Origin of the sequence: Chryseobacterium sp. SIMBA_029, from assembly GCF_046535275.1 — a bacterium.
In the GTDB taxonomy this organism is placed as follows: Bacteria; Bacteroidota; Bacteroidia; order Flavobacteriales; family Weeksellaceae; genus Chryseobacterium.
Window position 1 is genome coordinate 60,539 of the sequence record NZ_JAWRXA010000010.1, and the last position, 14,611, is coordinate 75,149.

At 37.9% G+C, this 14,611-nt stretch carries 18 protein-coding genes; 16 read left to right on the plus strand and 2 right to left on the minus strand.

Annotated elements, in window-relative coordinates; all coding sequences use genetic code 11:
- Nucleotides 1-6: 6 nt before the first annotated feature.
- The 16 genes from SB679_RS17990 (at nt 7) to SB679_RS18065 (ending at nt 12,972) form a co-directional block, all read left to right on the plus strand.
- Nucleotides 7-1,002, plus strand: coding sequence for a cbb3-type cytochrome c oxidase subunit II (locus SB679_RS17990; RefSeq protein ID WP_410703664.1), 996 nt, complete (start codon nt 7-9; stop codon nt 1,000-1,002).
- 2 nt (nt 1,003-1,004) lie between these two features.
- On the plus strand, nt 1,005-1,286 hold the full coding sequence (locus tag SB679_RS17995) for a hypothetical protein (protein WP_410703665.1): 282 nt from the start codon (nt 1,005-1,007) through the stop codon (nt 1,284-1,286).
- Nucleotides 1,283-1,690 (plus strand): cytochrome C, encoded by a 408-nt coding sequence (locus SB679_RS18000; protein ID WP_410703666.1) that lies wholly within the window; start codon nt 1,283-1,285, stop codon nt 1,688-1,690. The genes SB679_RS17995 and SB679_RS18000 overlap by 4 nt, the downstream gene beginning before the upstream one ends.
- 70 nt (nt 1,691-1,760) lie before the next feature.
- Nucleotides 1,761-2,357 carry a Crp/Fnr family transcriptional regulator gene (locus SB679_RS18005; protein ID WP_410703667.1) on the plus strand — a complete coding sequence of 199 codons (597 nt, stop codon included), beginning with the start codon at nt 1,761-1,763 and terminating at the stop codon, nt 2,355-2,357.
- A 537-nt stretch (nt 2,358-2,894) separates the two neighbouring features.
- A complete protein-coding gene (locus tag SB679_RS18010) occupies nt 2,895-3,491 on the plus strand; it encodes a Crp/Fnr family transcriptional regulator (RefSeq protein ID WP_410703668.1) in 597 nt (198 codons plus the stop codon).
- 221 nt (nt 3,492-3,712) lie between these two features.
- Complete coding sequence (locus tag SB679_RS18015) at nt 3,713-4,513, plus strand: KGG domain-containing protein (RefSeq protein WP_410703669.1); 801 nt, start codon at nt 3,713-3,715, stop codon at nt 4,511-4,513.
- A gap of 65 nt (nt 4,514-4,578) precedes the next feature.
- Complete coding sequence (locus tag SB679_RS18020) at nt 4,579-5,199, plus strand: ferritin-like domain-containing protein (protein ID WP_410703670.1); 621 nt, start codon at nt 4,579-4,581, stop codon at nt 5,197-5,199.
- 91 nt (nt 5,200-5,290) lie between these two features.
- Entirely contained in the window at nt 5,291-5,569 is a 279-nt protein-coding gene (locus tag SB679_RS18025) for a hypothetical protein (protein WP_410703671.1), read from the plus strand.
- A gap of 69 nt (nt 5,570-5,638) precedes the next feature.
- Nucleotides 5,639-5,971: a hypothetical protein gene (locus tag SB679_RS18030; RefSeq protein ID WP_410703672.1), complete on the plus strand. Its 333-nt coding sequence runs from the start codon at nt 5,639-5,641 to the stop codon at nt 5,969-5,971.
- A gap of 5 nt (nt 5,972-5,976) precedes the next feature.
- Nucleotides 5,977-6,159 carry a hypothetical protein gene (locus SB679_RS18035; protein WP_410703674.1) on the plus strand — a complete coding sequence of 61 codons (183 nt, stop codon included), beginning with the start codon at nt 5,977-5,979 and terminating at the stop codon, nt 6,157-6,159.
- A gap of 298 nt (nt 6,160-6,457) precedes the next feature.
- Entirely contained in the window at nt 6,458-7,642 is a 1,185-nt protein-coding gene (locus SB679_RS18040; protein ID WP_410703676.1) for a zinc-dependent alcohol dehydrogenase, read from the plus strand.
- Between the two features lie 18 nt (nt 7,643-7,660).
- The gene (locus SB679_RS18045; RefSeq protein WP_410703678.1) at nt 7,661-8,155 is read left to right on the plus strand and encodes a CinA family protein; all 495 of its coding nucleotides are present in this window, start codon (nt 7,661-7,663) and stop codon (nt 8,153-8,155) included.
- Nucleotides 8,156-8,165: 10 nt separating this feature from the next.
- Complete coding sequence (locus SB679_RS18050; RefSeq protein WP_410703679.1) at nt 8,166-8,969, plus strand: SDR family NAD(P)-dependent oxidoreductase; 804 nt, start codon at nt 8,166-8,168, stop codon at nt 8,967-8,969.
- Nucleotides 8,966-9,718: an SDR family oxidoreductase gene (locus tag SB679_RS18055; RefSeq protein ID WP_410703680.1), complete on the plus strand. Its 753-nt coding sequence runs from the start codon at nt 8,966-8,968 to the stop codon at nt 9,716-9,718. The genes SB679_RS18050 and SB679_RS18055 overlap by 4 nt, the downstream gene beginning before the upstream one ends.
- Before the next feature lie 154 nt (nt 9,719-9,872).
- Nucleotides 9,873-11,384, plus strand: a complete 1,512-nt coding sequence (locus SB679_RS18060; RefSeq protein WP_410703682.1) for an FAD-dependent oxidoreductase — start codon at nt 9,873-9,875, stop codon at nt 11,382-11,384.
- Entirely contained in the window at nt 11,374-12,972 is a 1,599-nt protein-coding gene (locus tag SB679_RS18065; protein WP_410703684.1) for an alpha-amylase, read from the plus strand. The genes SB679_RS18060 and SB679_RS18065 overlap by 11 nt, the downstream gene beginning before the upstream one ends.
- 71 nt (nt 12,973-13,043) lie before the next feature.
- Here SB679_RS18065 and SB679_RS18070 read toward each other — a convergent pair whose 3' ends face one another.
- The gene (locus SB679_RS18070; RefSeq protein ID WP_410703685.1) at nt 13,044-14,045 is read right to left on the minus strand and encodes an SDR family oxidoreductase; all 1,002 of its coding nucleotides are present in this window, start codon (nt 14,043-14,045) and stop codon (nt 13,044-13,046) included.
- A gap of 38 nt (nt 14,046-14,083) precedes the next feature.
- Entirely contained in the window at nt 14,084-14,545 is a 462-nt protein-coding gene (locus SB679_RS18075; RefSeq protein WP_410703687.1) for a PA2169 family four-helix-bundle protein, read from the minus strand.
- Nucleotides 14,546-14,611 lie beyond the last annotated feature (66 nt).

Genomic DNA, 14,611 nt, shown 5'->3' on the forward strand with positions numbered 1-14,611 from the left:
AGAATTATGTTACTATTAAATAACCATAAAATACTTTTCGGCTCAGCCCTTTTTCTCTTTGTTTTTCTTACACTTTACATCGCTGTGCTGCCTGCTCTTGATAACCAGAAAATTAATAAGCCTTTACCAAGACAGGCGAAAATATTGACAGAGCAGGAAAGGGCTGGCAAAATGGTATATATTGAAAACGGATGTGTGGCATGCTATACACAGCAGGTAAGAAATGTTGAAATGGATAACGTTTTTGGTAAAAGACCAAGTATTCCGGCTGATTTTGCGATTAACAAAAGAATGGATTTTTGGAGGAATACAGCTAATCTGATGGGAACGCAAAGGGCCGGGCCTGATCTTACCAGTGTAGGGGAAAGGCAGCCAAGTGCCGAATGGCATTTGATTCACCTTTACCAGCCAAGAGCTGCTGTAGAAGCTTCCATAATGCCGTCCTATGAATTTCTTTTTATGGAAAGGGATTATCTGCAGCCTGGCGACGTTGAAGTGAAAGTTCCTGAGAAATTCCTTAAAAATAAAAGAAAGAAAATAGTAGCTACACAAAAGGCTCTTCAGTTGGTTGCTTATCTGAAATCACTTAAACAGACCGATTACACGGATAAATCTATTGTGCCCCCATTCCTTTATAAGCAAACCAAAAAGGAAAATGGAAAGCAGTCCGGTTCATCTGATCTGCCAGATGGTGCAGAGCTTTTCACTGCCAACTGTGCTTCCTGCCATCAGGCAAATGGTGAAGGGGTGCCGGGTGCGTTCCCCCCACTAAAAGGAAGCCCCGTAGTAAACGGTGGAGATCTGGAACTTTACGTAACAATTATCATGAAAGGCTATGATCCCAGACCCGAGTTCGCTACAATGCCGGCGGTGGGAACCAATGCTAATTTTACCGCTGAAGATGTAACAGCTATCATTAATCACGAAAGAACGAGCTGGGGAAATAATTCGAAAAAAGTGACTTTGGAAGAAATAAAAGTAATCTTTGACAAAATAAAGTAACAATGAAAAATTTAATGAAAAATGTACTCAATGTGATTTTAATTTTATGGGCCAGCTATGCCATGGGATGTGATGCATGCCAGCTTCGTCAGCCGAAAGTCACTAAGGATCTTACGCACGGAACAGGACCGGAAAGCAGCTGGGACTGGTTTATTGTGGGAATTGTTATTCTGATAACAGTTTTAGCCTTTATATTTTCAGTTAAATATTTGATCAAACCGGATGAAAAAGATATAAAGCATATTAAATACTCGGTTTTCTCAGATGAAAATACGATACTATGACAAAAGATAGCAGTAAGGTATTTCTTTTTATAGATAATGACCCGCATCCCATTGCTGAATTGGAAACTCCTATTGTTTTCGATCTGGATACAAAAAAGCTTACAGATGGAGATCATCTATTAAAAATTGTAAGTCACTCTCCATCAGGAAATGAAGGCGTAAGAACAATAAATTTTACAGTTGCCAATGGTCCCTCCATAAGAATTGAAGGGTTGAAGAATAAAGATGTGGTGGATGGTACTTTATCATTGATGATCAATGCTTATGACAAAGGAAACCAGAAAAGTTTTCTCATTACCGGGAGTGAAACCCCTCAAACCATACCTTTCTGGATATGGATTATCGTAATTATTTTTGCAGGATGGGCTGTGTATTATGAAATAACGAGCGCAGCAGTGCAGTAACGTATAGAATGATGTTGCTAAGATGATCGTAAAAGTAAAAGAATTATAACATAATTATAAAAAAAATCATATGGTTATTAATGAAAAATTTTTGTTCTCAGCTGGTGCTGAAGTAAAACAATACAAGCCCGGTGATACTATTTTTCACTACGGAGCGACTCCCTACTTTTATTACCAAATCATTAAAGGAAAAGTAAAACTCAATAATTATAATAAAGATGGAAAGGAGCTTATTCAGAAAATAGTCACGGATGGCGAGAGCCTCGGTGAATCTTTACTATTTATTGGTAAACCTTACCCTATGGATGCTGTGGCATTGGAACCCTGTTCAATTATAAAGTTATGCCAAAATAATTTCTTCAGTATGCTCAATGTCTATCCGCAGTTATATTTTGACTTATGTAAAGAATTGTCAGACTGTCTGTATTATCAGTACATTATGCTTCAGGCCAATTCTTCACAGAATCCTTCAGAGAGAATAATGGGGGTGCTGGATTATCTTAAAACTTCCAAAAAGGATTATCCCCCGTTTTCTTTAAAAATACCATTTACCAGGCAGCAGATCGCAAGTCTCACAGGTCTTTGTGTTGAAACGGCCATAAGGACTATTAAGGACTTGGAAAAAAGAAAACTGATAATGATTAAAGACAGGAAAATATATTTTTAAGGATACTACTCCCAAAATTTTACGAAATATTTAACGTTTAAAGAGAATTATATGATCTAGGTCATGTTTTAAATGATATTTTAAATCTAATTTTGACATAAATTATTTAATATAATTACATTATGATTGTATAATTTGTTTTTTTTTATTTCAAAGCACACCAAAATTTAATATTATGAAATATATTACGTTACCACAAAATCCGATAGATATTTTTGCTGTTAAGTGCAGGCACTTATCTTATTGCAGATCACAAGAAAAAATCAAAAAGTCTTTTTCGAACTTTAGCTTTGTTTAAGACCAGTCTACTTCATGACAGCTCCGTATGTCAAGATAACTGTGCACTATTTAAAAAGCAGGGCTATAATAATAAATTCGTAATTCGAATTGAACAGAGTACCCAATAGCTCAACAATATCTATACAATAATGTTTGTAAAAGGTGATTCTGATCCTTTGAGAAAGCATTTCGTGTTTTTTACAGATAAATTTTTATTAAGATGACCTTTAAAATTTATTAACAGTAAAAAAAAAAATTATGATTATTAACGAAAAAATTTTAAACGCAGCTGGCGCTGGGTTAAGGCAGTACATTCCTGATGAATCTATTTTTTATGAAGGAACGGTTCCTGCATATTACTATCAAATCATTGATGGTGAAGTAAAAACAAATAGTTATAATGCAGATGGAAAAGAATTTATTCAGAATGTATTTTTTCAGGGACAAAGTTTTGGTGAATCACTGCTCTTTGGTGAGAAACTATATCCCATGAATGCAGTTGCTGTTTCCCAATGCAGTATTCTAAGATTAGCTAAGCATGATTTCTTTGATATACTCGAAAAAAATCCGGAGCTGTATCTTGATTTCTGTAAAAGCCTCTCCGATGCATTATATTACAAATATATCATGCATCAGAAAAATTCTCTGGAAAGCCCCGAAGAAAGAATTATAGGAGTAATGGACTATTTAAAAAGCTTTCAAAAAAAACAATGCTTGTTTTCCTATATGGTGCCTCTAACCAGGCAGCAGTTAGCCAGCCTGACAGGAATTCGCGTTGAAACTGCCATCAAAACCATTAAACGCATGGAGAAAGATAAAATAGTCAAGATCATTAACAGAAAAATTTTATATTAATTTATGTCAATATGATGTCAGTCATAAAAGAGAGAATTATTCCTTTGTAATTTTGACTTAACAATCTGATAGCAGATGTACGAATCTTTCTCTTATGGAAGATATATAAGCCTTTCCGGCTTAATGAAAACATCACCAATAAACCAAAACCATTGCTTTTCTGATACTAGTAAGGAACGGCAATACATCACTTATATATTAATTTTTAAAAACATTCAGTTATGAACACTAGAAATTCAAACAATCGTAGTTCAAGAAGTAATTCTTCAAACAGTGAAAAATCTACTTTAGAGGAAGTTTATCAGTTAGGGTATGACCATGGTTTTAATGATGCATCCCAGGATGAAGAGTATGATGATGATTTCTCTGATTATGAGGACGAGTTCGATGATTATGAAAACAGTTATGATGATGACGAAGACTATGATGACGACGAAGACTATGATGATGACGAAGACTATGATGATGACGATGATTATGATGATGACGACCAAGATAACAACAGAGGTGGAAGAAGCTCTGGAGGAAGAGGCGGTTCCCGTGACGGTAATCAGCAGAGAGACAGTCAGGGAAGGTTTACTTCCGGAGGTAGAAGAGGATCCAGGTCAGGATCGGGATCTGGTTCTTCGGGAAGAGGAAGATCTTCTTCTTCCGGTTCAGGAAATGGAACATCAAGAAGAGGTTTTGCATCAATGAGTAAGGCGGAACGTACCAGAATTGCCCGTATGGGAGGCGAGGCTTCTCATGGAGGCGGAAGATCTTCTAATTCAAATACAGGAAGAGGAAGATCTAGTTCAAATAGCAGTTCGAGAGGTTCCAACTCAAGATCAGGAAATAACAGCAATTCTGGTTCAAGCCGTGGTTCAAATTCAGGAAACGGAAGCTCAGGAAGAGGTTTTGCATCCATGAGTAAATCAGAACGTACCAGAATTGCCCGTATGGGAGGTCAGGCTTCTCATGGAGGAGGAAGGTCTTCAGGATCTGGAAGATCAGGATTTGGCGGAAGACGTAATAATTCATAATTTTTTTAGATTACCTCTTTACCTTATAAAGAGGTAATCTTTTAACTCAAACACCACATCATATCATGGCAACAAAAACAACAGAAAATAGCAATACAACAGCATCTGCATCAGCTTCAACATCAGCAGCCTCCACAGCAGATAAGAAAATGAAAGTAGGCAATGCTTTGGTAGACAAGGATGAAATGAAAAATTCTTCTCTGCACAAATTCTTTGTAAGTTCTCTTAAAGATATTTATTTCGCAGAAAATGCGATTGTAGAGGCATTGGAAAAAATGCAGGAAGCAGCTACTACAGAAGAACTGAAAGACGCGTTTGAAGATCATCAGCTTCAGACTAAAAAACATATAAGCCGTCTGGAAAAAGTATTTAAACTAATCGATGAAAGTCCTGAAAAAAAGGAATGTGAAGCCATAAAAGGGATTATAAAAGAAGGAGAAGAGATTATAAAATCTACTGAAGAAGGATCTATGACAAGGGATGCAGCTCTGATTATTGCTGCACAGAAAGTGGAGCATTATGAGATTGCCACTTATGGTGGTCTAGCTCAACTTGCCATTACCATGGGGCATGATAAAGTAGCAGATCTGCTAGAAAAAACACTCCAGGAAGAAGAAGATACAGATTATAATCTTACTGAAATAGCGGAGACCTTCATCAATTTTGATGCTGAGCAAGAAGATTAGAATAATTTAAAGATATGCCATATAGAGCTACAGGTCTATATGGCATCTTTAATCAGGAATCTATCATATGGACCGGCAGAAAATAATAAAAATGCTCCGTCTTAGCCAATTCATCAGGGTTAATAATAAAGGAGAATGGTTTGAAGATGGGGATGTAATCTATGCGAAGGAAATTAAAACAAATATTTTCTTAGTATTTATTTTTCTCAATACTTCAAAAAAAGAACATACAAGAGCTTTAATTGCAGAGTTTACGGATCTCAAAAGTATCGGGAAAATTAAACCATTACGAACCATGTTCTACCTGATTATGAATGAAAATAAAGATTTCCATTGCTTTGAACACTTGATAAAAACTTCTGATTTTTAATTTCTTTTGACAGATGCCCAGTAGAGCTTATGGAGTCATTACTCCCATACCAATTTTAACTATTTTGATATGAAAGAAGATATAAATCATAATGCAAAAATAAATCAGCTGGAATCCCTAAATACATCCAACGAAGATCAAAAGCTGACAACCAATCAAGGGATACGTATCAATAACAACCAGAATGGTAGGGCAGTTGGTTATATTGATATGAATCTTGCTTCAGTGGGTGCTGGAAAATTAGGGGTTGAAGTAACAAAACTACTGCAGCCCAACCACAGTATTCCTGGAGATGCTGATCCGGCAGTTCTGCAAAGTGAAGAAAGGGAACCTGGGATTGAAATATCAGCAGCTATCAGTATGCAGGATACCATAAAAAGTACTATGAAAGCTGCAAAATAGGATGTATGATCTACAATGAAGCTGATGCAGAAATGCTTAATGATTTAAAAAACAGGCTTGAAAATGAAGGAGCGAAAATTGAAATAATAGCTCCAAGTATGGCTCCTGTAAAAATAAGTGACGGAACAATACTGCTTCCCCATCATTCACTTATGCTTCGATTCATTATGTATTATTTCAGGAAATAATGCTGATAATGAGTTCATGCTCCCCGAAAACAAACAGCATGTCCTGAATTTCCTTAATGAAGCTTATAAACATTGTAAAGCTATTTATTTCGGTTCAGGAACAGACGATATATATATAACAGCAGCCATATCAGTCAGAAAAAGCATATAGATCCAGCTATCATTACTGCTTCGGACATGGATGCAGCAGACAAATTTATTAAAGCGATTGCCCAGCATAGAGTATGGCATCTTGAAACAGAAAGAAACTTAACTGTTTGATTTAATTAAACCCTTCACACCACTAAATATTAAAATTATGAAAGCAGCAGTTTTTCACTCTCCAGGAAAGATCACCTATGATACCGTTGATGATCCGATGATTCAGGATTCAACGGATATTATTCTCAAAGTAACCTCAACCGCTATTTGCGGAAGCGATCTGCATATGTATTCCGGAGGTATTCCCCAGCTTCGCCCTATGGTGATGGGACATGAATTTATGGGTATCGTTGAAGAAACAGGAAAAAATATTACCCATTTAAAAGTTGGAGACCGCGTGGTAGTTCCATTTCCTGTTGCCTGCGGAGGATGCTATTTTTGTCAGCATAACCTCCCCACAGCTTGCGAACACAGCAACCCCGAAAACTATGGACCTGAAGGAGGCATTATGACAGAAAAAGGAGGAGCCCTTTTTGGATACACCGATCTGTATGGAGGATATGACGGAGGACAGGCTCAATATGTGAGAGTTCCGTATGCACACTTCGGTCCGCGGAAAGTAGCGGAAGGTTTAACCGATGAGCAGGTTTTATTTCTAACCGATATTTTTCCTACCGGATATACCGGAGTCATGTGGGGAGAATTAAAAGGTGGAGAAACAATAGCGGTTTTTGGAGCGGGGCCGGTAGGGTCAATGTCTGTAAAAAGCGCCATTCTTCATAATGCAAAAAAAGTTATCGTAATTGATACCCTTCAGTACAGGCTTGATCAGATAAAAAGGCTCACAGGCTGCGAAACTATTTTATGGGAAGACCCTAAAGAAGTTATTGAACAAATACGGGCAATGACTAATGGCAGAGGTGCAGATTTATGTATTGACGCTGTAGGTTTCGAGCCCGATCGAAATCTTTTAGATAGGGCAAAAGCAGTTTTGAATTTTGAAAAAGGATCTATAAAGGTATTAGAAGCCTGTATGAGTGCCGTAAGACGCGGAGGAATAGTTTCAATTCTGGGGGTATATCCGGTTAACTATGATAATTTTAAGCTGGGGCAGCTTTTTGATAAAGGAATTACCATAAAATCAGGGCAGTGTAATGTGCATTCGATTATTGATATGCTGATGGACCATGTACAAAGCGGTCGCGTTCAGCTTGATGACATTATCACGCACCGTCTTTCTCTGGAAGATGTTGCGACAGGATATGAAATTTTTGATAAAAAACAGGACGGATGTGTTAAAGTCGTTCTTGATCCCTGGAAATTATCAGAGTACAAAGCATAATAAAACACATAGAACGTTATGGAATTTCAAAAAGATATTCTGGAATATATCAGCCAGGCTTTAATTACCACAGGTGAAACAATTTCGGTGGCAGAAAGTGTTACATCAGGATCGTTACAATTAGCCTTTTCACAAATGCCTAATGCCTCACTTTTTTACAAAGGAGGAGTGACTGCTTATACTTTACCCATAAAAGTAAAGATGCTGCATGTCAATAAAAATGAGGCTGAGCACTGCGACTGTGTTTCTGAAAATATTGCACAGACCATGGCGTTAGAAATTGCAAAACTTTATGGAACGGATTGGTCTATTGCCACCACGGGATTTTGTACACCGATCAGAAGTTCAGCGTACAAAATTTTTGCCTATTTCTCATTTGTCTATAAAGGAGAAATCGTCCTGACAAAAAAATTAGAGCTGCATCCTAAAACCGAGGCTTTAAATGCCCAGCTATATTATACTGAATTCATTTTGGGTTGTTTTAAAAATGAAGTCAGCCAACTGTTAATCTAATTACTATACTATGGAAAGAAAATATCAATATGCTCTGATCACAGGAGCAACCAGCGGAATCGGTTATGAACTGGCTAAACAATTTGCAAAAAACGGTTATGATCTGGTGATCGTTGCCCGAAATCATGAAACGCTAAAGAAGAAAGCTGAAGAATTCAAAGCTTTAGGTGTTAACGTTATTGCCATTTCAAAAAATTTATTTATTCAGGATGAGGTATATTCGCTGTATTCGGAATTGCAGCTCAATGGGATTAGCCCTGAAATTCTTGTCAATGATGCTGGCCAGGGAGTGTATGGTAAATTTCAGGATACTGATATTCACCGGGAAATAAACATCGTAAATCTTAACATTATATCAGTTATTCTTTTAACCAAGCTCTTTTTAAAAGACCGCCTGGCTAAAGGATCCGGAAAAATATTAAATCTTGCATCTATAGCCAGTAAGGCACCCGGGCCATGGCACTCTGTTTACCATGGTACGAAAGCCTTTATTCTGTCGTGGTCAGAAGCCATCCGTGAAGAATTAAAGGATTCAGGCATTAGTGTGACTGCCCTTTTGCCGGGACCTACCGATACAGACTTTTTTAATAAAGCGGATATGAACAGAAGTAAGATACTGGAGGACAGAGAAAATCTGGCCAGCCCTGAAGAAGTAGCAATAGATGGATACAACGCTCTGATGAATGGCGATGATAAAGTAATTTCAGGATTTAAAAATAAGCTTACCGTAGCGATGACTAACCTGGCAACAGATGATATGGCCGCCCACAGGATGGGAGAAATGCAAAAACCAGTAACTGAAAATAATCTATGAGGAGACTTCAATTAAAAAATAAATGTGTTCTGATTACCGGTGCCGATAGTGGTATAGGTAAAGCTGTAGCCCTTCTTTTTGCTGAAGAAGGAGCTGATATTGCCATTATCTATCATCATGAAGATAAAGATGCTGATAAAATAAAACATGAAATACTGGCTTTAGGCAGGAGGTGTATTATTTTTCCGGGAGATATTAATGAGTATGAATTCTGTGAAGATACCGTTAAAAAGGTCATTGCCAAATTTGGAAGGATAGATGTGTTGGTGAATAATGCAGGTGTACAGTATCCTTCTGATAAAATAGAAAATTTAGAAGAGAGAAATATCAGGAAAACATTTGATTCCAATATTATAGGCATGATCTTACTGACAAAAGTTGTGTTTCCCTATTTAAAGCAAGGCGCAAGCGTTATTAATACAACATCTGCAGTGGCATATCAGGGACATGAAGAGCTCATAGATTATTCAGCCACCAAAGGGGCCATCGTTTCTTTTACCAGATCTCTAGCGCTTCAGGTAAAGCCAAAAGGTATCAGAGTCAATGCTGTTGCTCCAGGCCCTGTTGCAACACCGCTTACTGAAAAAACTTTCGGAGAGAAAGAAGAAGATATGAGCAAGCCTCCTTTTGAAAGGAATGCCAGCCCGGAAGAAATAGCAGATAGCTTTTTATTTTTGGCAGGCCCCGGATCTGCCCAGATAACAGGACAAGTTCTTCACCCAAACGGCGGCATAATAATCAATGGATAATATGACATAATATTATAAAATAGTATGAAAACAATCATTTTACTCGCACTTTGTACAGTGAATTTCACATCTTGTCGTTGTGATTTGCCTGATGATGAGGATAAAAATAAAAGTGAGACAAAGATAAAGACAGACACCTTAAAAATGGACTAGTATGAACAGGGATGGAGCTAGAAAAAGTATATGGCAGGAAGAAATTAAAAAATTTTCTTCAGAACCGGATTTTGGCAAAATATATGACGTTGCCATTGTAGGCGCAGGTATTACGGGGATTTCTACTGCAGTAAGACTGCAGAAAGAAGGGCAGAAGTGTATCGTTCTCGAGGCTTCAAACATAGGGTTTGGAACAACCGGCGGAACGACAGCCCATTTAAATGATTTCTTTGACACTACTTACGACCAGGCTATTAAAGATTTTGGTTTACAGAATGCCAAACTTTTAAAATACGTCGGAATAGAGGCAAAAAATATAATCAGAAACTATATACGGGAATTTAATATTTCCTGTGATTTTGAAACCAGACCCGCTTATCTGTTTGCTTTAGATGAAAAGCAGGAAAAAAGATTGGATGATATTCTCAAAGGAGCCTCTCAGGTAGGACATTCTATGACAGTTACCGATGATATTCCTTTTCCTTTTGCCTTTAAAAAAGCAGCTATTATTCCTGATCAGGGGCAGTTTCATCCTATAAAATATATCCGAAATCTGGCAGAAGCATTTATCACTCTTGGCGGGGTATTGGTAGAAGACTGCCTTTGCCTGAGCCATGAAGAACTTGATGATTTAATCGTGTTGCAATCTGGAAAAGGAAGTGTCAAAGCCCGGTCTGTAATTTATGCTACCCACATCCCTCCGGGTATAAATGTACTTCATCTGATGAACGCCCCTTACCGCAGTTATGCCATTGCATTCACGCTGAATGGTGACGATCATCCTCAGGAACTTGGTTATGATCTTACCGAGCCATATCATTACTACAGAACACAGAAAATAAACGGTGAGAATCTTTTGATTGCCGGAGGTGAAGATCATAAAACCGGACATGCCGGTGATACCGGAGAATGCTTTTCAAAACTGGAGAATTATGTAAGGGAACATTTCGATGTTGATACAGCTGTTTACAGTTGGTCAAGCCAATACTACGAGCCAGCCGATGGTCTTCCCTATATTGGGGTATTGCCGGGAAGCAATGGTAAAATCTATACGGCGACAGGGTTCCGAGGAAATGGGATGATCTTTGGAACCATCACATCACAGATTCTCGGTGATCTGATTCTAACCGGTTCCAGTAAGTATAAAGAACTTTTCGAACCGGGAAGAATAAAACCAATGGCCGGGTTCACTAATTTTGTAAAAGAGCAAGCCAATGTGGTATTTGATTTTGTAAAGGATAAACTGTTTGCAGAAAAAATAAATTCACTTACAGAACTTACCGCAGGGGAAGCAAAAGTAGTGAAATTTGAAGGAGAATCGTATGCAGTATACAAAGAAGCTGAGGGAAAATTACATCTTTTAAAAAGCACTTGTCCGCATGCCAAATGTGAGGTGCGCTGGAATAGTGCAGAACTAAGCTGGGACTGTCCGTGTCATGGATCGAGGTTTAATGTGAATGGTAAAATGCTGACAGGGCCTACGGTAAAAGATCTTCAGAGAATTGAACTTTAAGCAGGCACAAGTATGCATCCTAATGATCATACAGTCATTAGCAGGACAAATAAGAACTAGAACTATTATAACAGAAATTGAATTACAGAATTACAAAATGAATGGAGTTATTATTCAATTTTTTCATTGGTACCACGATGGTAATCTCTGGAATGAGTTTGTAGAAAAATGCAGCTATCTGAAAAGTTTGGGATGTACTGCAGTATGGTTTCCCCCTGCAACAAAGTGCGTTTTGGGAAAGGAGGGCCGGGGTTATGATGTGTATGATTTGTATGATTTGGGAGAATTTAATCAGAAAGGGGGTATTCCGACAAGATATGGAACCAAAAGCGAATATCTGCATGCTATTGATAAAGCCCATGAATTAGGTATGTCGGTTTACGCCGACATTGTAATGAATCATAGGATGGGAGGAGACGAAATGGAGACTGTGACTGTACATCAAGTAAAAGATGAGAACCGGAATGATATGATTGGTGAACCTTTTATTGCAAAAGCTTTTACGAAATTTGTTTTTCCGGAAAGGAATGGAAAATATTCTGATTTTATATGGGATCATACTTGTTTTAACGGGGTAGATTACATTTGGAAAGACGACGAGGAACTGAAAGGTATTTTCAGAATCCATAATGAATATGGAACAAAATGGAACGAGACTGTAAGCCATGAATTCGGAAATTATGATTATTTGATGGGAGTGAATGTAGATTACCATAATCCTTATGTGGTAAAAGAGATGAAAAGTTGGATAAAATGGTATTTGCAAACCACCCATGCAGACGGATTGCGTTTGGATGCTGTAAAACATATTTCAGTTGATTTCTTACAGGAATGGATCACTTATGTAAAGACAGAGCTGAATCCGGACTGTTATATATTGGGTGAATTCTGGAAGGATGAAGCCGAAAAGATTGCTCATTTTTCTGATCAGATAAAAGAAATGATTTCTTGTTTTGATGTACCCCTGCATTACAATTTTTTCACAGCATCACAGCAAGGAAGGGAGTATGATCTCACCCAGATTTTAAAAGGTAGTTTTCTTGAAAAAAAGCCTGTTTTCTCCGTTTCATTTGTAGAGAATCATGATACGCAGCAATTGCAGTCCCTGGAATCGACCGTGTTGGATTGGTTCAAGCCGTTGGCTTATGCCGTTATTTTATTAATGGAAAAAGCATATCCGTGTGTATTCTATCCTGATCTTTTCGGTGTAGAATATATGGATGTAAAAGATGACCAGGAGATTAAGGTTATCATGCCAAAGGTAGAAGTTCTTCCTCAACTTCTTGAAGCAAGGCAGCTTTTTGCTTATGGAGAACAGATCAATTATTTTGATCATCCTAACTGTATTGCATGGGTAAGAAAAGGAAATGCTGACCATGCAGGCTGTATTGTGATAATATCTAACAGTGAAGAAGGCTATAAAGAAATTGATCTGGGAAAAGAAAATGCAAATTCTGTGTATATTGATTATATGCGGAACAGAGATGAAAAGATCTGTACAGATGACAATGGGAAAGCCAGACTAACAGTTGATGCACAATCTGTAAGCGTATGGATTAAAGTACAATGCCAGTCTACAGTTGAATAATAACATCGATATATCAAAGTAAAAGCCACGCTAGCGTGGCTTTTACTTTACTTCAGTTTTCAATTTGAAGGCTAAGGTTGCCCACTTCCGCCCGCTGCACCATATATCTGGCCGGTTGCAAAGCTGGCATCATTCGCTGCAAGCTGAACAAATATTGATGCCAACTCAGCAGGCTGGCCTGGTCTTCCTAGTGGAGTATCTTTACCAAATTTTTCAACTTTTTCCTGGGTTTGCCCGCCACTGATCTGTAGAGGAGTCCAAATTGGTCCTGGAGCTACCCCATTGACCCTTATTCCTTTCGGACCCAATTGTTTGGCGAGTGATTTTACATAGTTTGTGGTAGCTGCTTTTGTCAGAGCATAATCATACAGATCGGCAGAAGGATCATACGCCTGCACCGAAGATAAGCCTATAATACATGAGCCGGGCTTTAAATGGGGCAATGCTGCTTTTATGATCCAGAAAGGAGCATACAGATTGGTTTTCATCGTTCTTTCAAATTCTTCAGTACTAATATCAAGGATGGACTCGTGAGTTTTCTGATGTCCCGCATTGTTCACCAGAATATCGAGCCCGCCAAGCTGCTGTACAGCTTGGGCAACCAGTTTGTTACAAAAGGACTCGTCCCGCAGATCGCTGGGAATAGCTGCTGCTTTTTGCCCCGCTTGTTTTATAAGCGCAATAACCTGTGCAGCATCCTCTTCTTCTTCCGGAAGGTAATTAATGGCTACATCAGCTCCTTCCCGTGCATAAGCAATAGCAGCAGCACTGCCGATTCCTGAATCACCTCCTGTAACCAATGCTTTTCTGCCGGTCAGTCTTCCTGAACCTACATAACTTTCCTCGCCATGATCAGGAACAGGATTCATTTTACCTGCCAACCCGGGGAAAGGCTGAAATTGTCTTTTGAAAGGTGGTTTAAAGTGCTTTTTTGTAGGGTCAGTAAGATCTAGCCCCATATTATTTTTTGTTTTTTTATGTGACTGAGCAAAAGCACCGGGAGCAACAGCTGCCATAGCAATAGTTGTTGCTATTTTTCCAATAGCATTTCTTCGTGTGATTTCCTTTTCCATATTATTTTAGATTTGTGTGATGTTGAAACTTGATGTCCTTATTCTTTCTTTTTGTATTCTTCAATTTTTTTAAACTGATGATAGGATACTTTCAGGCTATGTAATTGTTCTGAAATAATATTTGCGCTTTTTTCACAAAGATCTCCACTGTCAAGAGCTTTTTGATATGCTTCTATCGCGGCCTTCTCGCCAAAAACAACATTCTCTAAAGTAGATTCTTCGATATTACCTACGGTAAATGAATTTTTAATATCAATCCATGTTCTGTGGAGTGCTCCTGCTACGGAAGTGGAATCGTTTGGAATCCCATTTTTCTCAGTAATCAGATTGATGAGTTCATTTTTCATGATTTTTGATTGAGAAATCATTCGGTCATATTCATTTTTTATATCAGGATACATTTCCCAGACTTTCCCCTCTACTTTTCCAAATCCTTTAATTCGATCGTTCGTGATTTGTAGTAAATCATTTAATAGGGATACTGTTTGTTCTGTTTTCATAAGATAATTTTTGTGGTGGTTTTTTTATTGTAAGCAGAGATATATGCTTGTTTTACAAATTTTCAA

What these genes read in the sequence shown, in the direction of transcription:
- SB679_RS17990 (WP_410703664.1), top strand. Translation starts at nt 7, where the DNA reads ATGTTACTATTAAATAACCATAAAATACTTTTCGGCTCAGCCCTTTTT.
- SB679_RS17995 (WP_410703665.1), top strand. Translation starts at nt 1,005, where the DNA reads ATGAAAAATTTAATGAAAAATGTACTCAATGTGATTTTAATTTTATGG.
- SB679_RS18000 (WP_410703666.1), top strand. Translation starts at nt 1,283, where the DNA reads ATGACAAAAGATAGCAGTAAGGTATTTCTTTTTATAGATAATGACCCG.
- SB679_RS18005 (WP_410703667.1), top strand. Translation starts at nt 1,761, where the DNA reads ATGGTTATTAATGAAAAATTTTTGTTCTCAGCTGGTGCTGAAGTAAAA.
- SB679_RS18010 (WP_410703668.1), top strand. Translation starts at nt 2,895, where the DNA reads ATGATTATTAACGAAAAAATTTTAAACGCAGCTGGCGCTGGGTTAAGG.
- SB679_RS18015 (WP_410703669.1), top strand. Translation starts at nt 3,713, where the DNA reads ATGAACACTAGAAATTCAAACAATCGTAGTTCAAGAAGTAATTCTTCA.
- SB679_RS18020 (WP_410703670.1), top strand. Translation starts at nt 4,579, where the DNA reads ATGGCAACAAAAACAACAGAAAATAGCAATACAACAGCATCTGCATCA.
- SB679_RS18025 (WP_410703671.1), top strand. Translation starts at nt 5,291, where the DNA reads ATGCTCCGTCTTAGCCAATTCATCAGGGTTAATAATAAAGGAGAATGG.
- SB679_RS18030 (WP_410703672.1), top strand. Translation starts at nt 5,639, where the DNA reads ATGAAAGAAGATATAAATCATAATGCAAAAATAAATCAGCTGGAATCC.
- SB679_RS18035 (WP_410703674.1), top strand. Translation starts at nt 5,977, where the DNA reads ATGATCTACAATGAAGCTGATGCAGAAATGCTTAATGATTTAAAAAAC.
- SB679_RS18040 (WP_410703676.1), top strand. Translation starts at nt 6,458, where the DNA reads ATGAAAGCAGCAGTTTTTCACTCTCCAGGAAAGATCACCTATGATACC.
- SB679_RS18045 (WP_410703678.1), top strand. Translation starts at nt 7,661, where the DNA reads ATGGAATTTCAAAAAGATATTCTGGAATATATCAGCCAGGCTTTAATT.
- SB679_RS18050 (WP_410703679.1), top strand. Translation starts at nt 8,166, where the DNA reads ATGGAAAGAAAATATCAATATGCTCTGATCACAGGAGCAACCAGCGGA.
- SB679_RS18055 (WP_410703680.1), top strand. Translation starts at nt 8,966, where the DNA reads ATGAGGAGACTTCAATTAAAAAATAAATGTGTTCTGATTACCGGTGCC.
- SB679_RS18060 (WP_410703682.1), top strand. Translation starts at nt 9,873, where the DNA reads ATGAACAGGGATGGAGCTAGAAAAAGTATATGGCAGGAAGAAATTAAA.
- SB679_RS18070 (WP_410703685.1), bottom strand. Translation starts at nt 14,045, where the DNA reads ATGGAAAAGGAAATCACACGAAGAAATGCTATTGGAAAAATAGCAACA.
- SB679_RS18075 (WP_410703687.1), bottom strand. Translation starts at nt 14,545, where the DNA reads ATGAAAACAGAACAAACAGTATCCCTATTAAATGATTTACTACAAATC.